This is a genomic window from Prosthecobacter sp. (assembly GCF_044222565.1).
Classification (GTDB): Bacteria; Verrucomicrobiota; Verrucomicrobiia; order Verrucomicrobiales; family Verrucomicrobiaceae; genus Prosthecobacter.
The window spans coordinates 1-21,889 of the sequence record NZ_JBGANA010000022.1; the positions used below are offsets into that span (position 1 = coordinate 1).

The 21,889-nt window shown below is 60.9% G+C and carries 18 protein-coding genes; 13 read left to right on the forward strand and 5 right to left on the reverse strand.

The genetic code is table 11. The annotated features are described in order from the left end of the window. The first annotated feature begins 339 nt into the window (after positions 1-339). The 8 genes from ACILSR_RS25280 (at position 340) to ACILSR_RS25315 (ending at position 8,275) form a co-directional block, all read left to right on the forward strand. A complete protein-coding gene (locus tag ACILSR_RS25280; protein WP_395752592.1) occupies positions 340-750 on the forward strand; it encodes a cytochrome c oxidase assembly factor Coa1 family protein in 411 nt (136 codons plus the stop codon). Between the two features lie 79 nt (positions 751-829). Beyond that, positions 830-1,012, forward strand: a complete 183-nt coding sequence (locus ACILSR_RS25285; protein WP_395752593.1) for a hypothetical protein — start codon at positions 830-832, stop codon at positions 1,010-1,012. Positions 1,013-1,143: 131 nt separating this feature from the next. Next, on the forward strand, positions 1,144-2,193 hold the full coding sequence (locus ACILSR_RS25290; protein WP_395752594.1) for a sialidase family protein: 1,050 nt from the start codon (positions 1,144-1,146) through the stop codon (positions 2,191-2,193). A gap of 63 nt (positions 2,194-2,256) precedes the next feature. Further along, positions 2,257-2,925: a hypothetical protein gene (locus ACILSR_RS25295; protein ID WP_395752595.1), complete on the forward strand. Its 669-nt coding sequence runs from the start codon at positions 2,257-2,259 to the stop codon at positions 2,923-2,925. 240 nt (positions 2,926-3,165) lie between these two features. Further along, on the forward strand, positions 3,166-4,845 hold the full coding sequence (locus ACILSR_RS25300; RefSeq protein ID WP_395752596.1) for a 30S ribosomal protein S1: 1,680 nt from the start codon (positions 3,166-3,168) through the stop codon (positions 4,843-4,845). 437 nt (positions 4,846-5,282) lie between these two features. Continuing rightward, positions 5,283-6,248: a hypothetical protein gene (locus ACILSR_RS25305; RefSeq protein WP_395752597.1), complete on the forward strand. Its 966-nt coding sequence runs from the start codon at positions 5,283-5,285 to the stop codon at positions 6,246-6,248. Positions 6,249-6,305: 57 nt separating this feature from the next. Next, positions 6,306-7,268, forward strand: a complete 963-nt coding sequence (locus ACILSR_RS25310; RefSeq protein ID WP_395752598.1) for a hypothetical protein — start codon at positions 6,306-6,308, stop codon at positions 7,266-7,268. 143 nt (positions 7,269-7,411) lie between these two features. Then, positions 7,412-8,275, forward strand: a complete 864-nt coding sequence (locus ACILSR_RS25315; protein WP_395752599.1) for a hypothetical protein — start codon at positions 7,412-7,414, stop codon at positions 8,273-8,275. 49 nt (positions 8,276-8,324) lie between these two features. Here the strand turns inward: ACILSR_RS25315 and ACILSR_RS25320 are convergent, their stop codons facing one another. Together ACILSR_RS25320 and ACILSR_RS25325 are read right to left on the reverse strand one after the other, a co-directional pair. Beyond that, positions 8,325-8,612 carry a hypothetical protein gene (locus tag ACILSR_RS25320; RefSeq protein WP_395752600.1) on the reverse strand — a complete coding sequence of 96 codons (288 nt, stop codon included), beginning with the start codon at positions 8,610-8,612 and terminating at the stop codon, positions 8,325-8,327. Positions 8,613-8,671: 59 nt separating this feature from the next. Beyond that, entirely contained in the window at positions 8,672-10,159 is a 1,488-nt protein-coding gene (locus tag ACILSR_RS25325; protein WP_395752601.1) for a glycoside hydrolase family 10 protein, read from the reverse strand. A 72-nt stretch (positions 10,160-10,231) separates the two neighbouring features. Here ACILSR_RS25325 and ACILSR_RS25330 point away from each other — a divergent pair, with 72 nt between their 5' ends. The 5 genes from ACILSR_RS25330 to ACILSR_RS25350 are packed head-to-tail and all read left to right on the forward strand — an operon-like array spanning position 10,232 to position 16,527. After that, entirely contained in the window at positions 10,232-11,269 is a 1,038-nt protein-coding gene (locus ACILSR_RS25330) for an SMP-30/gluconolactonase/LRE family protein (RefSeq protein ID WP_395752602.1), read from the forward strand. 23 nt (positions 11,270-11,292) lie between these two features. Continuing rightward, positions 11,293-12,537, forward strand: coding sequence for a DUF1552 domain-containing protein (locus tag ACILSR_RS25335; protein WP_395752603.1), 1,245 nt, complete (start codon positions 11,293-11,295; stop codon positions 12,535-12,537). Continuing rightward, positions 12,534-15,104: a DUF1592 domain-containing protein gene (locus ACILSR_RS25340; protein WP_395752604.1), complete on the forward strand. Its 2,571-nt coding sequence runs from the start codon at positions 12,534-12,536 to the stop codon at positions 15,102-15,104. The genes ACILSR_RS25335 and ACILSR_RS25340 overlap by 4 nt, the downstream gene beginning before the upstream one ends. Then, on the forward strand, positions 15,104-15,643 hold the full coding sequence (locus tag ACILSR_RS25345) for a heavy-metal-associated domain-containing protein (RefSeq protein WP_395752605.1): 540 nt from the start codon (positions 15,104-15,106) through the stop codon (positions 15,641-15,643). The genes ACILSR_RS25340 and ACILSR_RS25345 overlap by 1 nt, the downstream gene beginning before the upstream one ends. Continuing rightward, on the forward strand, positions 15,640-16,527 hold the full coding sequence (locus tag ACILSR_RS25350) for a hypothetical protein (protein WP_395752606.1): 888 nt from the start codon (positions 15,640-15,642) through the stop codon (positions 16,525-16,527). The genes ACILSR_RS25345 and ACILSR_RS25350 overlap by 4 nt, the downstream gene beginning before the upstream one ends. On the opposite strand, the gene ACILSR_RS25355 is transcribed toward ACILSR_RS25350, so the two are convergent. The 3 genes from ACILSR_RS25355 to ACILSR_RS25365 form a co-directional block, all read right to left on the reverse strand. After that, positions 16,493-18,082 carry a reverse transcriptase family protein gene (locus ACILSR_RS25355; RefSeq protein WP_395752607.1) on the reverse strand — a complete coding sequence of 530 codons (1,590 nt, stop codon included), beginning with the start codon at positions 18,080-18,082 and terminating at the stop codon, positions 16,493-16,495. The genes ACILSR_RS25350 and ACILSR_RS25355 overlap by 35 nt on opposite strands. Positions 18,083-18,389: 307 nt before the next feature. Beyond that, the gene (locus ACILSR_RS25360; RefSeq protein ID WP_395752608.1) at positions 18,390-20,090 is read right to left on the reverse strand and encodes a metal-binding protein; all 1,701 of its coding nucleotides are present in this window, start codon (positions 20,088-20,090) and stop codon (positions 18,390-18,392) included. Further along, entirely contained in the window at positions 20,087-21,811 is a 1,725-nt protein-coding gene (locus tag ACILSR_RS25365) for a hypothetical protein (protein ID WP_395752609.1), read from the reverse strand. The genes ACILSR_RS25360 and ACILSR_RS25365 overlap by 4 nt, the downstream gene beginning before the upstream one ends. Between the last annotated feature and the right edge of the window lie 78 nt (positions 21,812-21,889).

Consider the following 21,889-nt stretch of genomic DNA (forward strand, 5'->3'; position numbering starts at 1 on the left):
GAGAGTGTGGGCAAAGACGCCAGGGGGAAGATCAGGTGTGGATGATGCAGGCATCCGCCTTTAGTTAACCATGCAGTTCATTTGTACAGCGCTCTTTTTCCGGCACCAACCAGCTTTTGCTTAGCGGCATTAGGTCTAAACGCCATCCGCCAGGCGCATTGTTCACGATATACGGCCGAACGCAGCACCACGCGGCAGGCTCGACACGCTGACAGGCCTCCGTGTAGAATGCTGGAAATACACCCACCACCCAAGACCATGGATTCTCTTCCGCAGCCCCCACCGCCGCCACCCTCCTTTCCTGCTCAATCGCCCTTTTCCAACGCGGCCCCCACCCCAGTGCCCTCACCCCCGAAAAGCAGCGGCGGAAAGTGTCTGCTGTTTGGCTGCGGCGGCTGCCTGGGCCTCATCGTGCTCAGTGTGATTGGCTCCTTCGTCATGTTCTTCTTCGCGATGAACGTCATCAAGAAAACGGATGTGTATACGGAGGCGTTCAAACGTGTGCAAAACTCCGCCGAGGTGCAGCAGGCACTGGGCACCCCCATCACCAATGGCTGGACGTTTTCCGGCTCTGTGAACTACAACAACGGCGCGGGCAACGCCGCCTTCACCGTCCCGGTATCCGGTCCCAAGGGCGAAGGCTCCCTGAAGGTGAAAGCCGAGAAATCCTCCGGGGCCGAGTGGCAGTACACTACGCTGGAGGTGGAATTTCCCGACGGCCACAAGGTGGACCTGCGGAGTGCGCCGTGATCTTGAGTTTCACACAGGCTCGGGGGGACTCCCTGCGAAACCATTGACAATCCTTTCGCCGCTCCCGTATAACCCGGCCATGGCTAGTAGCAGCCTTCGCCTCCCAGCCCCCGGTGCCTCACCCCGCGTCACCGCGATGCTGGCGGATTTTGGCGCTGTCTTCAGCATGGCCCTCGTCGTGTGCCTGTGCGGAGTCTTGATCGCCTGCTTTGAAATGGTCAGCGCGCAGATGCAAGCCACCGCTCAGGGACAAGATTTTTGAGAGTTGGTCAAATTGCCTGCCTCGCTTGGCAAGAAGATTTCGCCATGGAAGGGCGGCTGAAGCAACGTTTGTAGCTGGCGGTTCCGGCGGCATCTGCAGCTGCGTTGCGCCTTTCCTTCCATCGTCCTCCCATGCGCCTCATCACCACACTCGCCCTCCTGCTGCTGGGCTCCGTCCAGGGTGCCGACACACCACCGCAGGTCACCGTCAGCAACATCCGCCGCATCTTCCACAATGGCGAGCACAATGCCTTCACGGATCTCGTGCGCTTTCGCGGCCAGCTCTACCTCTGCTTCCGCAGCTGCCCGGACGGCCACATGGTTTTCAACACCGCCTCCGCCATCGTCATGCGCAGCGCGGATGAAGGCGCCACATGGACGCAGGTGCAGCGTTTTTCCATCAAGGACCGCGACACGCGGGATCCCCACTTCCTCGTCTTCAAAGACCGGCTCTTTGTTTACACCGGCACCTGGTGGAGCGGCCCCGGCAGCATCCAGCCCAAGGACTACGACATGAACAAGATGCTCGGCTTCGCCACCTGGAGCGCTGATGGCACGCAGTGGAGCGAGCCCGAACTGCTGGAGGGCACCTTCGGCCTCTACATCTGGCGCGCCGCCGCCACCAGTGGCAGGGCCTACCTCTGCGGCCGGCGCAAGCCCGGCTACGACATCGGCCCCAAAGGCGAGGGCGACAAAGTGCAGTCCCTCCTGCTGGAAAGCGATGACGGCCTGATCTGGAAAAAGCGCGCCTACTTCGCCGAGGCCGCCGGAGACGAAACCGCGTTTCTCTTTGAGAAAGACGGCGGCCTGCTCGCCATCGGGCGTCATGGCGGTGGCAAGAACGCCCTCGTCATCCGCTCCCAGCCACCCTACACGGAGTGGAGCCGCCACAGCCTGGACCGGCCGGTGGGCGGCCCGCTCGTCGTGAAATGGGGAGAGCACACCCTCGTTGGCGGCCGCAAAACCACCAAGGAGCACGGCCCCAAGACCTCGCTCTGCTGGCTCGTCGGCGATGCCCTGCAAGAGTTCGCAGAACTCCCCAGCGGCGGCGACAATTCCTATCCCGGCTTCGTCCCTCTGTCAGACAAACGCGCCCTCGTCTCCTACTACTCCAGCCACGAAAAAGACGCCGCCGGGAAGACCATCACTGCGATCTATCTCGCGGAGCTCACGCTGCAGTGACTGGCACGGAATGACGTCCGGCATTTCCATTGCGGCGTCCTTCTCGAGTCCATAAAATCACGCATGATCCGAGAACCCCGGTACCTCCCTGAGACGCGCGACCTCTACTGCCGGAGAGTCTATGTGATCCGCGCCAGGCCAGAACTCATAGCTCATCTCATCGTGAGTGGTGCAAATCTCGATGCGCACGAAATCGATGAAATGCGATCTCCCACCGTCGTCATGACTGAAGAGGTCCCGTTTGAGCGGGATATCGAAGGCTGGCGGCCTGCGATCAAAAACAAATGCAAGGAGGCCTTTTTCCGCGAGACTTTGGAGTATCCTCCGCTGTCACTGCTGGAGTTGCCTGAAGGACTGCTCACCAACATGGACATCCTGACGGCTTTCTTTGACCGTTGGTGGGACGCTGAAGAGGCAGTTGACATCGAAATCGTGGCCGGCTGCTGGAAGACTCGGGGGTGCTGCGAAGTCCCGCCCCAAGCGGACAAACCGTCGTTTAGGAACTCCACGAACTATTCGCCCCGGAGTGGCGGCGTGCTGGACTGTGGCACCATCTACATTCCGGCCCATGGCTACGCCGAAGGCTCCGGCTTTTGGGATGGTGCCATCGAGGTGCCGCTGGACGACCCGGACTATTTGTTCTGGCAGTGGCTGCTCAAGCGCTGGCCTTTCCGCACCCCGGTTTCCGACGAGGATATTCCGCTGCTCAAAGAAGAGTATCTCAAGGCGTAGGACGCTCCCCGGCAGCACCCGGTGGGGGGTTAAGGGCAGAGTCTGCGCAGTTTGGGGCCCTTCAGCCCCGGTTTTCTCCCACATTTCCCCCTTGCCAAACACCGATCCTCCCCGACACTCCCGGCCCTCTTGTCCGGGAGCCTTTTGGCTTTGCGGGACGAAAGCCCGCCGGGCGCCTCAGGAGTGGAGGTGCGCGTGCGGTTTACCACCTAAACACTCGCAACCCGTAAACAACAGATAATGAGCGCAACAGCGACACTCGCAGACCTGATCGCAGGTTCTTTCCGCGAGCTTTCCGAAGGATCCATCGTCAAAGGCAAGATCCTCGAAATCAAACCACAGGTCATCCTCGTCGATATCGGCTACAAGTCCGAAGGAGCCATCCCGGCGAACGAGTTTGAAGATGAAGACATCCAGGTAGGCGATGAGGTGGAAGTCCTCCTCGAGCGCCTCGAAAACGACGAAGGCATGGTCGTCCTCTCCAAGGAGAAGGCCGCACACCGCCAGAACTGGGAAAAGATCTACAACGTCTTCAAGGACGGCGGTCTCGTCAAAGGCAAGGTCAAGAGCGTCGTCAAAGGCGGCCTCATGGTCAATGTCGGCGTCGAAGCCTTCCTCCCCGGCAGCCAGATCGACATCATCCCGCCGAAGGATCTCAACGAGTACGTCGGCAAGGTGTTCGAATTCAAGATCGTCAAGATCAACGACGAACGCAAAAACATCGTCCTTTCCCGCCGCGAAGTCATCGAGGCCGAGCGCGCCGAACAGCGCCAGAAGTTCCTCGACGGCGTCACCCCTGGCGACAAGGTCATCGGTATCGTCAAGAACATCACCGACTTCGGTGCGTTCGTGGACCTCAACGGCATGGACGGACTGCTCCACATCACGGACATGTCCTGGGGCCGCCTCAACCATCCTTCCGAAATGCTCGGAATTGGGCAGAAAATCGAAGTCCAGATTCTCGAAGTCAATCGCGAGAAGGAGCGTGTCTCCCTCGGCCTCAAGCAGCTTCAGAACAATCCTTGGGAAAACATCGAAGCCCGTTACCCCGTCGGCCAGCGCGTGCGCGGCAAGGTCACGAAGCTCGTCGCCTACGGCGCGTTTGTGGAAGTGGAAGAAGGCGTCGAAGGCCTCGTCCACGTCTCCGAACTCTCCTGGACGAAGCGCATCGCGCGTCCTTCGGACGTTCTCACCGTCGGTCAGGAAATCGAAGCTTCCGTCCTTGGCATCAACAAGGAAGAGCGCAAGATCAGCCTCGGCGTGCGTCAGCTGGACACCAATCCATGGGACGACATCGACGCCCGCTACCCGATCGGTACGCAGCTTAAGCGTCCGGTCCGCAACCTCACCGCTTACGGTGCGTTTGTGGAGCTGGAAGAAGGCATCGATGGCATGATCCACGTGTCCGACCTCAGCTGGACCCGCAAGATCAACCATCCTTCCGAGCTCCTCAAGAAGGGCCAGGAAGTGGACGCAGTCGTTCTCGGCATCGACAAGGCCAACCAGCGCATCAGCCTGGGCATGAAGCAACTCGACACCGACCCATGGTCCATCATCGACACCCGCTTCAAGGTGGGCGACGTCGTGAAGGGCCGCGTGGCCAAGATCGCCTCCTTCGGCGCCTTCGTCGAACTGGAAGACGACATCGACGGCCTCGTGCACATCTCGCAGATCAGCGAAGACCGCATCGAGAAGGTCAAGGACAAGCTCAACGTTGGCGACGAAGTGGAAGCACGCGTCATCAAGGTGGACAAGGTGGAGCGCCGCATCGGCCTTTCCATCAAGGCCATGAACTACAGCGAAGCCGACATCCAGAAGGAAAGCCAGGCCTTCGAAGCCCTCCGCCCAAGCACCGACCTCGTCGGTCTGGAGCAGGCCTTCAAGTTCGCCACCGAAGAGTGGCGTCCAGGCGGCCAGTAATCCGCGATCTGAGACTTAACATCCAATCAACCACGAAGAGGGCACCGCGAGGTGCCCTCTTTTTTTCGGCCTGCGTGTAAAGCCCACCCAGTGCGCCTGCAATCCTTCTCCGCCTCTTCCTCTTCCTCCTACTCCCTTGTTCGGGAGCGTTGCTGCCATGAGAGCATGGGGGACATTCGACGGCGGCTTGAGGACAAGCCGCCCTACCTGGCGCTGGACTCTCGCATACCCAGGGCAGGTAGGGCGGGCTGTCCCTAGCCCGCCGTCGTCGGAGCCGCGAACATATCGAGTTTCATGATTCCCTCCGATGTCTCCAGAGTCAGGGGAGGAAGAGATCAAACCTGTCAGTCCTGACCCCGCCTCCCCACCCGAAGAAATCAGCACTCTGTGTAAGAATGTTGCTGGACCCGCCACCCGCTGCCCTTACTCTTTCCCGCATGAAAGCCACTCTTGCCTGCCTCGCGTGCATCTTCGCCTCTTCGATGTCTCTGCTTGGCACTCCGGACCGCACTATCACCGTCGATGAAGATTTTCTCGGCTCCAATGCGACAAGTTTTGCCATCCTCAGAACGGAAACCGACAATCACTCGAGTTACTACCGGCTGCAGGTGACGCGCTACCTTGATGAGTACGAGAAAACCCCCGAGCAGCAGCCCGTGGCCTCCTTTCTCGCCCGCAGGATCAAACGTACAACGCTGCTGGACATGGACCGTTTGATCGATCCCGACACGGGAGCCAAAAGTGAAAACGTCAGAACCCGGAATGACAGCACCCAGTTGGCGGATCTGCTGACTCGCTACCCAGAGCGAGCCTACCGTTGGGACGGGTCCCGCTTTGCCAAGCTCTCTTCATGGAAACGAGACGGCCGCATCACCTCGGGCCAGGCGAATTTCCTTTCAAACTACACCTCCCTACCAGAGGAGATCTTTGGGAAATACGAACACCGACCCGAATGGAAACTGGAGCAGGCCACGGAGGACATGAACTCCCTCTATCTGCGCGTCAGCACCGGACTGGAAGGCGTGGAGGCAGACGATGAAGGCAGCAGGCAGTCCCGCTGGATCTGCATCATCCCGGCCAAGACGCGCCAGGTCCATGACCATCTGGACCTGCAGCCCATGTATCTGTGCGCCGGCAGCTTTCCCAAAGCGGAGGAGGCCGTAAAGCAGGCCCGGGAGATGATCACGAAAGCCAGGGAAGCAAAATCCGCCCTTCCTTCTTTGGAGGTGTGGTCGGTGCAGTACGGCAGCTCTCCCGTCTGCCACACCCTCGTGCTGCGGACCTCCATGGAAGACATCCAGCCGGACGCATTCAAGCAGCTCCAGCTTATCTTCGGCGCCAGCCTTTCTCCCATCAGCAGCGGGTGCTTTCTGGAGCGGACTCACTTCAAAGAGTCTCCCTGATCATCCTCCCCAGTTTTCCCAGTGGCGGCATGCGGGGAAAGATGTCAGCCTGCACCCATGCGCGTGAACCGCCGCCACATCCTTGTCATTGCATCCATCGTCGCGCTGTATGCACTGATCACCTGGCTGCTGTTCTCCCAGTCCCTGGGCGGCTGGTTGCAGACGGTTTCCGCCGCCTTCATTTACACCTTGCCCTGCAGCGTTGGAGCGCTCGTCTGTTTCCTGGGTTACAAGCTGGACAGGCCCAGCGGTTTCTGGGCGTATGCGGCCCCCGCCCTGACCATGTTTGCGCTCGTGATCGCAAGCCTGCTTTTTAACATGGAGGCGATCATCTGTGCCGTGGTGGCTGCACCAATTCTGATGATCATGGCCTTCATCGGGGGTGTGATCATGAGCCTGATTTTGAAAAGAACTGAGAGTGGCCGTCTTTCCATCACATTCTTGGTCCTGCTGCCCTACGCGGTCTCACCCATCGAGCAGATGTGGCAGGCGCCGCATGAAACGCGTGTGATGCAGAATGCCGTCACCATCAAGGCATCTCCCGCAGTGATCTGGAACCAGATCTATCAAGTCCCGGCCATTCGGAAAGAGGAGCTGCCCGCGCAGTGGATCTACCTCATCGGCTTTCCACGGCCCATCGCTGCCACCATCGACAAACAAGGAATCGGCGGCCGCAGGCATGCCACCTTTGAGCGCGATGTTTCATTCTTCGAAGTCGTCACCGTCTGGGAGCCCCAGCACCGGCTCTCCTTCACCATCAAGGCAGACCCCGAGTTCATCCCGCACACCGCCTTTGACCGCCACATCATCGTCGGCGGCCGCTTCTACGACGTGCTCGACGGCACGTATGAAATCGAGCCGCGCAGCGATGGCACCTGCATCCTGCATCTCTCCAGCACTCATCGTCTCTCGACGCGCTTCAACCGCTATGCCGGATGGTGGAGCGAGTGGGTCATGAACCAGATCCAGGGTTCCATTCTCGAAGTCATCCGGCAGCGCTGCGAGCACATTCAAAGCTGACAGCGCCAGAAGCAACTATTCCTCCTCCTTCCGAATCTCCGGGCTGAGTTTGAACGCAGATCACTTTCCCCAAAAATTACGCGCACAATTTTCTGACACTTTCTCTCTGGCAGCCCGCCGTATAGGAGGGCAATAATCGCCCCATGTCCGAGGATGTCCCCCCAGTGCTTCCAGAGACACGCCGCACCTGGCTGCAGCGTGGTCTGCTGGCATTGCCTGCGGCGCTCGCGGGCTGTGCCGCATCGTCTTCCTCAGTGCTCGGTTTCTCGGCCCGTAAAAACCGTGCGCAATGGGAGTATCGCAATCACTTCCTTGCCTCGGGTGCCTACCTGCGCTTCCGCTCTCATAGCGCGCATGGCCGCCCCTACACCTCGGCCATGGAGTACTTCTACCGCACGCACAAGCGCGATCCGCGCATCGGCTACGCGGTCAAAAATCTCGCCACCGGTCAGTACCTTGCGGAGTTTCAGGCAGACAAGCTTTTCGTGGGAGGCTCCATGCCGAAGCCCGCCGTGGCCGCAGTGCTTCTGGAGAAGCGCCGCGGAAATCTCACCCGCGAGGAGTTTCAAAACATCGTTTACGCCTGCGATCAAAGCATCAACGCCTCCTGGTACTACCTGATGGCGCGCCTCACGTCGGCAGATGAGCAGTATTTCAAGCAGAAGTATCATCTGCCCCATGCGCAGATCCTCAATAACTGGCAGTCACCACGCTTTTACGCCGAGTTCTACGAACGCTGCGTGAACTACCGCCTGGACTACGGCTGCGAGCTGCTGCTGGAGGCCATGCGGCGGGACCAGTACGGCCTTGGCCGCTGGGTCATGCCCGCCAGCATCACCCACATCGGCGGCAAGACCGGCAACTACGGCGAGTGGGATCACGAATCCCTCTTCTTCTATTACCGCAACACACCCTATGCCATCGTGCTCTACACCCGTGGCAACTTCGCCCCGCGCAACGAACTCGGCTGCATGATGGGCGGCCTGTTCTGGGAGTACTGCCGGTAATCCGAAAAGTACTCGCGAGCTATGGATCGCTCCGGAAAGCTCTGCTGACTCACCGTTCGTTCTGCGGCAGCACTTCCACCTCAATCTCCCGCACCACGAGCGCCGAGCTCGACGCCACCGGCTTCTCCGGTGGCAGCCAGGCGCTTTGCCTGGACCCCGAAAGCTTACGGCGCAGCGTGTAATACAACGCGGCGACAGCAGAGACCGCCAGCCCCGCCACCGCCACCGCCGCGCCCACCATGAGCACCAGCGCCACCAATCCGACCAGCACGACGCCGATCACGCCAAGCAGCAGCATGGCGGGCAGTCCGCGGATTTCGAAGGTTCTTGGTCTCATGATTACAAGATGCGGCCCGAGCCTCAAATGACAACTCACATGTCCTTCTAAACCCACCCTTACTTTGTAGTCACCCCCGCCTCACCCACCTCCCAGCCACGCCCTGCGGCACGGATCGCCACCGCCGTTGCATTGGCCGGCCATGGGGCGCTGAGCTGATCTTTGAAATACGTTTCCCAGGTGATCCATTTGCCATTGATCTGCGCCTGCATCACCCACCAGCGTGTCTCGTTCATCCATTGCGGATCGCTGTGCTGCCAGTCCACGGTGAGCCTGCCGCCGGGCACCGTTTTGCCGACGATGGGCGCCGGCAGCGCCGTCTGGCTGAGCCAGGGCGAGGCAGGCGGCAGCGCATGGGTGATGTAGGCGCGCTCCTTCGTGTAGGTGCCTACCTTGCCCAGGTCCTTGTGCAAAGATCCAAAATTCCAGTGGAAGTGTCCGGGCGTCATTTTGCTGCCACGCTCACGCAGCACGCTCATCTGGTGTAAAATCTCACCCGCATTGCGGTCATCACCTACCTTGGAGGTGTTCATCCCCGGCCAGATGTGGCGGCCCTGCGTGTTCTGTTCCAGCCACCAGTCATAGTAGGTCGTGAAGCCCAGCTTCGGCCGGCTGATCGTCCAATACAGCTGCGGCGTGAGGTAATCGACCCAGCCCTCCTGCAGCCACTTGCGGGAGTCTGCGCAGAGATCCTCATAGGGGTCCAGTCCGCCGCCCGTGCCCTCCGGAAAATTTGGCCGCCACAGCCCAAAGGGGCTGATGCCAAACTTCACAGCTTTCTTCTCCGCCTTGATGCCCTCATAGATGGCGCGCACCGTCTCATCCACATTCTGCCGCCGCCAGGCCGTGAGCTCCAGAGTGCCGCCTGCGGCCTTGTAGCGCCGGTAGCTCGCATCATCCGGAAACGGGATGTTCTTCTTGGCCTTGTCCATCAGCGGGTAGGGATAGAAGTAATCGTCCATGTGGATGCCATCCACATCGTAGCGCCGCACCACATCCATGATGACCGCGATCACCTGCGCGCGCACCTCCGGCACACCGGGGTCCATCCACGTGTCGGGTCCATACTTCATCGTCCACTCCGGATGCTTGCGCACGATGTGGTCCGCACTGGGTTCGCGCTTTTCCCCCGCGAGAGCACGGAAGGGATTGAACCACGCATGCAGCTCGATCCCCCGTTTGTGCGCCTCATCGATCGCAAACGTCAGTGGATCCCATGGAGGCGACGGCGCCACTCCCATCTTTCCCGTGAGAAACGGCGACCACGGCTCGAGCTTCGAGTCATAGACCGCATCTCCCGCCGGCCGCACTTGAAAGATCAGGACGTTTAGCCCCACATCCGCCGCTGAGTCGATGAGCGTCCGCAACTGCTCCTGCTGCCTGGCCACCGGCAGCCCCGGCTCGCTGGGCCAGTTGATGCAATGCACCGTCGCGATCCACGAGCCGCGCAGCTCACGCGCCGGCATCGGCACGCTCGTCTGGGCCTGCAGCAGCGTGGAGGCTGCGGCGAGCAGGAGGAAAATCGAAGGCAGAAAATTCAAACGCATGTCCTGCAAGAAAACGCCTCACACACGTTGTGTCGCTGAAATTTTCTAATCTGTGCCGTATTGATGTCCCGCATGTCCATCAGCCCTCTGCCTATCCTCGCTCTTGCCATCACCCTTGCCTCGTGCACCTCCATGCGCTCTCCCGTCATTCCCGGGGCCAAACCCAAGGATCACGGAGCCATCGGCGCCACCGAAGGACCGGCATGGCACAACGGCTCTCTCTACTTCACCGATGGGAAGCACATCAACCGCATGGGCCCCAACGGCAAAACCACCGTCTTCCGCCACAACGCCTCCAACGGCCTGCTCTTTGACAAAGAGGGCCGCCTCGTGGCCTGCGAGTCCGGCCTGCGTCGCGTGACACGCACTGAAAAGGATGGGAGCATCACGGTGATGACGGACCGGCTTGAAGGGAAACGCTTTAACTCGCCGAACGATCTCTGCATGGACTCGAAGGGGCAGATTTATTTCACCGATCCGAGGTATGGTTCGCGGGCGGGGATGGAGATTCTTGGACCTGTGCCGTCATTTGATGTCGTACCAGAATCAGGTAATCCGGCGATGGCAGTGCATCGGGCGCTAGTGCCCATCGAAGGCGTTTATCGAATCAATAGAAAAGCCCATTTGCCAGATGGCCTTTGCTCATTCGCGTATGACATCCCCAACGTCACCCGCATCCATTGCGACGGTGCCGAACGCCCCAACGGCATCCTCATCTCCCCAGACGACCGCCATCTCTACATCGCCGACAACAATAACAACACCTACGGCGGCTCACGCAAACTCCTGCGCTACACCCTCGACAAAAACGGCGACGTCAAACCCGGCACACGCAAGGTCATCTTCGACTGGAAAGACGGTCGCGGTCCCGATGGCATGAAGATGGACAGTGCAGGCCGCATCTACGTGGCTGCCGGAGTCAACAAGGCCAACGAGTTTGAAACGACCCGCTTCAAAGCCGGCTGCTACATCCTCGCACCCTCCGGCCGCCTGCTCGACTTCATCCCCACGGCTCCCGACGAATGCTGCAACTGCGCTTTCGGCGGCAAGGACGGCAAGACTCTCTTCATCACCTCTGGCGGCCATCTCTGGGGTGTGCCGCTGCGTTAAGTCGTGTTATCATTTTCCCACTCATGAACCTCAATCTGAACCGACCCCTCTCGCGCCGCACGCTGCTGCAGGGCGCGGGTGCCACGCTCGCGCTTCCGTTTCTCGAATCCATGCTGCGTGCCGGCGAAACCGCCACGGTTCCTCGGCGCATGGTCGCCATCGAGACAAACATGGGCATCATCCCGCAGTTCTTCTTCCCGGAAAAAGCCGGGCGTGATTATGCGCTCTCGCCCTACCTGCAAAAGCTGAAGCAGCATCGTGAGAAGATGACGGTCTTCTCCGGCGTGAGCCTGCCCGGCGTTACAGGCGGACATGCGGCGGAGAAATGCTTCCTCACCGGCACACCGCATCCAGAGCGCGGGGGCTTCCGCAACTGGGTGTCGCTCGATCAGTTCGCCGCCGAGCACGTCGGCGTGGCCACGCGACATCCGTCGCTCACGCTGGCCATGGAGAGCGATGGTGCCTCGACCCTGAGCTACACGCGCAGCGGTGCGCCGATCCCGGCGGAGAAGAGCCCGAGCAAGCTCTTCCAAAAACTCTTCGTGCAGGGCAAATCCAGCGAAGTGGAGGCAAATGTGGAGATGCTTAAGCAGGGTCGCAGCATGCTGGACTTCGTGGGCAGCCAGTCCAAGCGGCTCAATCAAACGCTGACTTATGCGGACAAGCAGCGCATGGACGAGTACTTCACTGCCGTGCGTGAGCTGGAGAAGCGCCTGCATGCCGCCGAGGAGTGGGAGTACAAGCCGAAGCCCGTGGTCAAGGCGGATGCGCCGAAGGACATCGATGACGCGCGTGAGTTTGTGGCAAAGACCCGGCTCATGTTTGATGTGATGAAGCTCGCGCTGGAAACCGACTCCACGCGCATCATCACGCTGTTCATTGACACCAAGGTCATTCACAACATCACCCATCACGGCAACCGTCCCGAAGCCCTGGCCGAACTGCGCGAGAAGGAAGAGGCGCAGTTTGATGCGCTCAGTGACTTCCTCGCCGCACTCGACGGCACCAAGGAGGAAGGCCAGACCTTGCTGGACCGCACGCAGGTCCTCTACGGCACACCGATGGGCAGCGCCAACTCGCATAGCAATGTGAACCTGCCCGTTCTCCTCGCCGGCGGCGGCTTCAAACACGGCCAGCACCTGGCCTTTGACGCGCAGAACAACTACCCGCTGAGCAATCTCTATCTCACGATGCTGCACCGCCTTGGCATCGAGACGAATGAGTTCTCCACCGCCAAGGGCACGATGAAGGGGCTGGAACTGGCATGATGAAACCGCTCGCACTCGCCCTGCTCGCCTGCGGCTTGCAAGCCGCCGAACCCACCGCCGCGTTTCTCGACACGCACTGCATCGACTGCCACGACGCGGACACGCACAAAGGCAATCTCGACCTCACCGCCCTGAAGCAAAACTTCAGCGATGCCGAGAACTTCGCTAAATGGGTCAAAATTCACGATCTCATCGAGTCCGGTGAAATGCCGCCCAAGAAAAAAGCGCGCCCACAGGCTGCGGATGTCAAGGCCGTGACCGCATGGCTCAATGACACACTCATCAAAGCCGAGAAGCTCGACACCGCAGGCCGCACCGGTGTGCGACGCCTCACCCGCAGCGAGTATGAAAACACCGTGCGTGATCTCTTTGACCTGCCCGGCATCGCCTTGCAGGCAGGTCTGCCCGCGGATGGCTCCGCGCATGGCTTCGACAACAACAGCGAGGCCCTGGACATCTCACACGTAAACCTCGCACGTTACATCGAGGCGGCGGATAAGACGCTGGACATGGCCATCGCCACGCGGCCCACGGCTCCTGCATCGGAAATCGTGCGCCTCTCGCTCGCGCGCAATTACGAGCCCGACATCATGCTCATGCAGGGCGATGCCATCCTGCTCCGTGACAAGAAGATCGACCCCGTCTTTCCGCCCGCGGGTGAATACGGACACGTCAACCAGGGCGCACACGAGCAGCTCGGCATCTTTGACCGCATGAGCAGCGTGGGCGTCTTCCGCCATGAAGACGAGTCCTGGAACGCCTACTTCCGCCACTTCGCCGCGCTCTATCCGGGCCGCTACAAGGTGCGCGCTTCATTCTACAGCTTTCAGTGGGACCAGGGGAAAATCCTTCCCTCACGCGGCACCGAGGCCGCGCGCCTCTCCGTGGTTCAGTTCAATGAGAATGGCCGTGGCGGCCAGCACCCGAGCTATGTGCTCGGTTACTACGATGCCCCTTCGCTGGAGTCCCAGATCCACACCATGGATGTGTGGCTGAACTTCAAGGAGACGTTCGGCTTCAATGTCGCCTCACTCGCACCGGTCGTGCTGTATCGCGTCGGCACCTGGGGGCAGAAAGACCGCACCATGGGCTTCACCGGACCGTGCATTGCGAATGACTGGGTGGAGGTCGAAGGTCCGCTCAATGATGTCTGGCCGCCGCGCTCGCACCAGCTCCTGTTCGGGGATCTGCCGCTCGCCGAATTCAAAGGAGCACGCCCCCCGGTGCGCAAGGTGCTGAAGCAGGAAGTGGCTGGCGCAAAGAACAGGCCGGAGCCGGAGGCTGGCCTCTGGACAGTGGAGCCGAAAGAACCGCTCGCTGCCGCAGATCATCTCCTCGCCCACTTTTTGCCGAAAGCCTTTCGCCGGCCTGTGAGCGAAGATGTTCGCCAGCAATATCTCGCACAAGTCGATGCGCGCCTCAAAGCGGGAGACTGCTTTGAAACCGCCATGCGCTGGGTGTACCGTGCTGCGCTATGCTCGCCAGATTTCCTCTACCACATCGAGCCCGCAGCCAAACTCGATGATCAGGCACTCGCCGCGCGCCTCTCCTACTTCCTCTGGAACTCCGCACCAGATGCCGAGCTGCTGCAGCACCCGCGCGACTTTCACACCCAGGTGGATCGCCTTCTCAAAGACCCCAAATCCCAGCGCTTCATCGACGATTTTCTCGGTCAGTGGCTCAAGCTGCGCGCCATTGGTGCCAACGATCCCGACAAAAAGCTCTACCCGGAATTCAGCCCCTACATGCAGGACAGCATGGTCGCCGAAACACGCGCCTACTTCCGCGAACTCATCGAGCAAAATCTGGATGCCGGCTATCTCGTGCAGTCAGACTTTGCCATGCTCAATGAAAAGCTTGCCGTGCACTATGGAATCTCCGGCGTGAGCGGTCCGGCCATTCGCCGCGTGGCGCTGCCCAAGGACTGCGCACGCGGCGGTTTCCTCACCCAGGCCGCCGTGCTGAAAGTCACCGCCAACGGCACCACTACCTCCCCCGTGGTGCGCGGTGCCTTCGTGATGGCCCGCCTGCTCGGCAAGCCACCCGAACCTCCGCCGCCGAATGTGCCTGCGGTGGAGCCAGACGTTCAAGGCGCCACCACCATCCGCGAACTGCTCGACAAACACCGTGCCGACGCCTCCTGCGCCTCCTGCCATGCGAAGATTGATCCGCCCGGCTTTGCGCTGGAATCCTTCGACGTCATCGGCGGCCTGCGCGACCGCTACCGCTCTCTCAATGAAAAGAGCGATCCCGCACCGCGCGGCAGCATCGATCCCAAAATTCCCATCAGCTTCAAACTCGGCCCAAAGGTGGATGCCAGCGGCCAGTTCGCCGACGAACGCAAATTCAGCAGCATCGCCGATTTCAAAACCATGCTCGCCGCCGACAAGCACACGCTGCTGCGCAATCTCGCACAGCAGTTCATCATCTACGCCACCGGCCGCGACATCGCCTTCAGCGACCGTGCTGCCCTCAATGACATTGTTGCGCGTACCGAGAAGCAAGGCGGCGGCATCCGCACCTTGATCCACGAAATCGTCCTCAGCCCCCTCTTCCAAACCCGCTGATGAAACACCTGCTCCTCCTCTTCAGCTTCATCGCGTTGCATCTGCACGCCGATGAATCCAAGCACCGCATCATCGGCCTCAGCGAACGCTCGCGCGAGCAGGACTTGCGCGAACAGGTCAAAACCATGCCCGAGGTCGAACTCGCCGCTTTCAACTTTGACACCGCCGAAGTCACCTTCCGCTATGATCCAGCGAAGCTGATCACAAACTACAATCCCAAGAAGCCACCCACGCCTGAAGTCATCACCAAGCGTCTCGAAGATCTCCTGCGCGCCGCATCAAACGGCGCCTTCATCCTGGCACCACTCACCGCCCTGCCTGCGGACAAGCTGCAAAAGATCGAGATCCAATGCGGTCTTCTCGACTGCAAAGGCTGCCGCTACGGCGCCTACATCGCCGTGGCAAAACTCGACGGTGTCGAACACGCGACCGTGAATGAAAGCGCCCTGCTCACCGTGTTGATCGATCCCGCCAAAACAAATCGCGAAGCCCTCGAAGCGGCGCTGAAGAAGGCCCGGGTAGAACTCAAGACCTTATGAAAACCGTCCTCTTCCTCTGGCTGGCCTGTGCCAGTTTATGCGCGCAGGAGCTTCCAGACATCCGCAGCGTTCCGCCAGATCTCGAAGTTCCCGCATTGAGCGAAGACGCACCTGCTCCCGGCAAACGTGTGAAGCACAAGCTGGAAGGCTGGAAGGACAAGTCGTTCTACAATGTGCTCTATCTGCCCACGGACTGGAGGCCTGGCGTGAAGATGCCGGTGATCGTTGAACTCGCGGGTAACGGCAATTTCACCAGCAAGCAGGGCGATGTGAGCAAGGGTGTTCCTGAAGGCAGCAATCTCGGCTACGGCCTCTCTGCCGGGAAAGGCTTCATCTGGCTGTGCGTGCCTTACTTGAATGGGAAGGGCGATGAAATTGCCATCACCTGGTGGGGCACTCCGCCCACGTATGATCCTCAGCCCACGCTGAAGCACCTGCGCGAAGCGGTGAAGACGATCTGCCGGGACTTCAGTGGCGATGAATCGAAGGTCCTGCTCTGCGGCTTCTCACGTGGTGCGCTGGCCTGCAACTACCTGGGCCTTTACGATGATGAAACCGCGAAACTCTGGTGCGGCTTCTTCGCCTACAGTCATTTTGATGGCGTGAAGACATGGCCCTATCCAGGCTCGGATCGGGAATCAGCGCTCGTGCGTTTGAAGCGTCTCGGCGGCCGTCCCGAGTTCATCTGTGGTGAGGGCAAGAACCCAGAACCTACTGAGGCCTACCTTCGTCCCCTGCTTCCAAATGCGGACCTCACCTTCCTGAGCACCGGCTTCGTCAACCACAACGATGCATGGACGCTGCGCCCAAGCCCGGCGCGCGACAAAGCACGCGAGTGGCTGCAACGCGTCACTTCTGGCCGCCCAGCAGGTCCCAAGCCTTGAAGAGTTTTTCGCCCTGCTGCGGGTTGATCATCTTCACGTAGCCGAGCATGCCGCTGACCCAGCCGGCAAAGTTGTCATGGCCGATGCGGTTCTGCGCGGGGATGCCGGTCTGCTTGGCCTGATGCAGAATCGCCCGCAAGCGGCGGCGTGTTTTGCGGTCCACATTGCAGTGGTCGTTCACCACCACACCGGTGACGCTTTGCTGCGCATTGCGGCGCTGGATGCGGGTCTTGGCTTCGTTCACCTCAAAGTGCTCGTCCTTCACAATGTTGTGCAGGCGGCTGAGGATCAGCGCGGTGGACTTCGCTGCTTCGCCGCGTGCGGAGAAGGTCAGGTCATCGGCATAGCGCGTGTAGGTCCAATCATGCTTCGCCGCCAGGGCCGCAAAGCGCAGATCCAGCTTGCGTGCACAGAGATTGCTCAGGGCCGGACTGGTGCAGGCACCTTGCGGCAAGGCACGCAGCCCCGTGGCCACATGGAAAGTCTGGCCATCGTAAACCACCGTGCGGCGTGGGCACTCAGTGCACAGCAGGGCCAGCACCGTGGCGACGGCGGGCGAGTAACCCAGCTGCTGAAAAATTCCACGCACTCGTGGGAAGGTGATGCTCGGGAAAAAGTCCTTCAAATCCGCATTCAAGACGACGTCCTTGCCGGTGTGGGAGCGCGCATTGGTCAGAGTGCCGCGCTCGCGTACAAAACCGTGCGCCACGCCACTTACCGGCACGCGTTCGAGGATGTTTTGCAAAATCCAGCGCTGGGCGCGGGCGAGATCGGTGTGCGGTGTGGAGATCTCCCGCACGCCGCCGCTCTTCTTCGGAATTTGAAAGCGGATGTAGTGGGTGACCACCGCCACCTCGGCATGAAAGGCCAGCCAGCGCAGGCGCTTAACGGGAAGCTCCAAGGCCGTGGCGAGTTCCGCTGGAGTCGAGATCACCGGCAGCTTCGCCTCCTGCAGCTTTTCCACGTGCGAGCGCCGGTCTGCCAGACCACCCGACACACCGCGCCCGAGGAAGATGATGTCAGTGGCTTTGCGATGAGCGATGCCTGCAACACGCTCCTCTTTGCGCTTCGCTGCCTCGGCTTTCTTCTGCCGCTTGAGCTCCGCCTTGGCGGCCTTGTCCGCCATCACCGCGGCTGTGCCTTGATGTTGCGCCCAGTCATAACCCGGCCGCAGTTCATCCATCTTCTGACCGATCTCGTGGATGGCCGTCAGCTCCTCCGGCGTGATAAGCCCCTCGCCCACCATCGCACGATCAATCATGAGCGTACGCGCATCCGTGACGGGCGGGATGACGCTCTGACGGCCAAAGGCAAAAAGGTTGCTCCAAAGCGGGCGGCCCATGGCCTTTGCCTGCTGCTTTGTCTCACTGCCGGAGATCCCCGCAAACACATTCGAATCGAGCTGTGCCAGCGTACGTTGAATGGGCGGCGGAGGCGTCTTGCGCGTCTGAGGCACCACGTTGTGCCGCGGAGTCGAGTCGGGCCGTGGAAGAGGCGGCGGACGACTAGGCTGGTCTTGGCCGAGGAGTCGTCTGATGAGGCTCAAAAGTCCCATGCGTGTGTTCTGCGTACCGAGGTTGATGTTTCGTGATATTTCCGGGAGGGGCGCATGCGTCACTGACTACTTGCTCAGGACCAAGTCCGTTCACTCAGGCCTATGCGGCCTCCCGACGCGTGTGAACGTTCGGGTTGCCTTGGCCAAGCGTCGGGAGGCCGCATAGGCCATCCGAACAACGGGCTTGGGGATGCATGGACGGGCAGCTTCATTCGCGGCGGAACACCGCAAGGATGGTCTCAGTGAGCATGCGTCCCCTCTCGGGAAATGTGGAAAGATCTGGTTTCGGTGGTGGCGGCCTCCGTGGTTAAGGGTTCGTGCGAAGCCCCGACCAGAGCCTCTCATACAGAGAAGGCGTGCCTGGGTCAACGGGGTTCAAAAGTTTGCGGCGGAAGGCGATGAGGTGGCGGCATGGCCCTTTCCTCAGCCCTCCTTTGAAATGGTGCGAGCAGTCGCACTTCGCGCGGCGCATCATGCCATCGCGGTCCAGCAGCAGCTCGACGGACCGCTTTTGCACGGTGCCGGTGTGCAGCTTGGTGTCATTGGGCGCATCGGTGCTGCTGAGCACGCGTATCTCGTGATCCCGAATGTCACGCGCAGACTCAGCCTCATGATTAGGCGGCCCCAATTGTACCTCTCCGAGCACCTGCGGCATGATCTGGCGCCAGCGGTACACCTGATGAGGCAGATCAAAGATGACCTGTCCGGAATGCGCGAGATGCTTCAGCGCTGCGGTCGTCAAAGGTTCCGTCGCACCGCCGGCGCTGACAAGTGTGGCCAGAGTCGCCGACTGCTGTTGTTTCAGAGTGGCAGCCACTTTGTTGATCAAATCCGCACCCGGCTCCTGCGGCGGCAGCAGCAGATCCAGCGCACTGCCACGCGTCCAGTCATTCGTGGTCCAGCCGGAGAGTCCCAGCGTGAGCTTCATCGGCCCCATGTGCGCGATCCACAGGCTTGGCAAACCGGTGCCGAGCAGACACACCTCCACGCGATCAATCAGCGGCAGCAGCCTTGCCAGTGTTAGCAGTCGCCGCACGCCCCACACGCGAATCGGCTCCATCGACTGTGCACACAGCGGCGCGGCGCGGTCGATGATGCGCTGCTCCCACGGCTCCAGCACCAGCTCCGGTGCGCGCCCTTCTACGATCTCAAACCGCAGCGCGCGCGGACTGCGCTGAGCCTTGTGCCGCCGCAGCCACGCAAGCAAGGAATACAATCCTTGCCGTGAAAGCGTCACGCGTCGCATTGGCAGCGTCATCGCACCCTGAAGCTGCATGAAACCCCGCAGCCAGCCATTCGGCAGATCGATCTTTTCTTCTCGATAATCCTCCCCGCCCTGCACTTTCACCTCGAAGCCGGAGGGATCCACGTGAAAGCGCGCAGGCTGATAAGTGCGCAGCGTCTGGAAGTGGTTAAACAGATCCCAGGAGTAATCCACATTCGTCGTGCCACACTGCACGCCTCCCGCAGCACTGAAGCACTCGTCACGCTCTACGCTCAGGCAGCCATAGCTCGACTCATCCGCGCTGAAGCATTCAAAAAACACCACGTCCGGCGCCACGGTGATCACGGGATCACACGGCATGAGCAGACGCCACAGCTCCTGATCATGACGGCGCAGATGGTCCGAGTACTTCAGCCGCGCATCCCAATAGCGCTTTCGCGCTTGGTCAAAGTGCCGCTCAAAATCACGCGGCATCGGCTGCTTGAGTTTTGATTCCACTTCCAGCCGTGCATCGCACACCGCCTCCGTGCGGAGGGCGCGCTCGCGCTGCTGCTCGCCCTTCTTCCATTCCTCATAGGCGGCTTTGTCGCGCGGCTTGAAGCGCAGATCATTGATCACCACATCGTGCAGTGCGGAGATGGCCTCACGGAAGGTCAGCGGATTTTTCAATGCCGCGTCAAAGGCCACCATGTCCCGCGTCAAATTCGGCGCGAGCGACACGATCTGCCCGCCGCCTGTTTCAGCGACATGACTGCGACCGCGATAAGCAAAGGTGATGTTCATGCGGCAGCCTTGAGTGGGTTTCCAGCCGCTGGATTCAGCACCAGCTCCGGCAATGCCGCAGCGATCGCGCTTTCCAGCTCCGGGCGTTTGGCCAGCAGCGTCATCACCGCTGCCAGCGCCGCGCGTGCCTCGGGTCCCCGGATGGAGCGTACGGCAGCCACCAGCACCGGCAGGAGTTTTTCATTCGGCGTAAGCGAAAGCGTGTCCGCGATCTGCCGCAGCGCCTTCAGCTTCTGCCTGCCACCGCGATGCACATCCAAGAGAACGCTCGTCCATACCGGGGCCAGATCATCCGCACCCACCGGTGGCTTGCCGACACGCAATGTCAGGGCATCGACCATGCGGCCGCGCAGATCTGGATAAGGCGTCTCCGCCAGCCGGCTCCACAGCGCGGCATCCACCCAGCCCGGCGAATTCACCTGCTCCATCCAGGCCCACGCCCCCTCACGAATACCTGCATTGGCGCTGTCAAAGAATCGGCACACCACCGGCATTTGATACACCTCCGCCGTGCCAAGCTGCGCCAGCGCCCAGCGCACGATTTCGCCCCCGATTCCAAGACACTGCGCCCGCCACAGACCCGCGATCACCTCGCGCTCGGCAGCATCACGCGGCGGGGTCTTCTCCAGCAGCCGCAGCCCCAGACGCGCGATCGGCGTGGCCTTTGCCAGGGCGATCTCCACTCGCTGCGCCAGCGTCACGCGTTCATCGCGCACATGCTTCAGCATCGCATCGCACAGCAGCTGGGCCACACTCGGGTTCTCGCATTTCAAAAGTTTCAGCCAGGTCTCCAGCGGCCAGCTGGCCGCTTCCGCACACTCGGCCAGCAGGCGTGCGCCGTAGCTCTGCACCTCCTCATCCCCATGAGCCAGCATGCGTGTCAAAACGTCCGCCGATGGCGCGGTCGTGATCGTTTTCGCCAGTTCCTGATGCCAGGCCAGCGCCCACACGCGCACCAGCCGCGACTGCGCCGCCACAATGAGCTCCAGCGCCGCCATCACGCCCTCCGGCGTGCGCCAGTGCTTCGAAAAAGCCGGCTCCGGTCGCAGATCTGCCAGCGTGCGGCCTTCCTTCAGCACGGCCCGCAGATTGCTGAACTCCACCGCCTGGCTCTCGCCATGCAACGCATGCATGAGGCTCCAACTGTCCATCAGGTGCTCCCCCGCCGCCAGGTCCGCGTCCTGAAAAGCCGCCAGCGCTGGTGCTAGCGCCGCGAGGTATCGCACGCCATCCTTGAAGCCCAGCTTGCGGTAGTACCGCCACACCCGCCGCTGCAGGTAGTAGCGCGTGCGGTATTTGAAGATGCGAAACTTCTCCAGCTTCTTCGGCGTGAGATACTTCGACATCGCTTTCGAAAATACATCGCGAGGTGTCTTCAGAATTTCCGACTGGATCATCACTCGCGCGACCCGGTCGTACTGAAATTCTTTGGCGCGCACACGCCGCACCAGCCGGTCAAACGCCACCAGGCAGCGAGCCATCACTGCGTCATCCCCCCGCAGCTCAGCCGCCTTGAACAGCCGTTTCACCACCACCTGATGCCCCGGCTTGTCGAAGGGCAGCTCCAGGTACCGCTGCATCAGCGTTCTCGCCCATGGCCGCGGATCATTCTTCCATTTCTCCGCCAGTCCAGCGAGGGCCTTCGGCTCCTTCATCCCGCGAATCGTCTCCAGAAAAGCATCCGCGCCCGCACTGAGTTGTTCCTCAGCCAGCAGATGCATGCCCCGTTGATCGCTCGAATTTGCCACGTGCGCCGACTTTGGGAAAGAAGCGAAATTGCGTCAATGAAAACCGGAGGG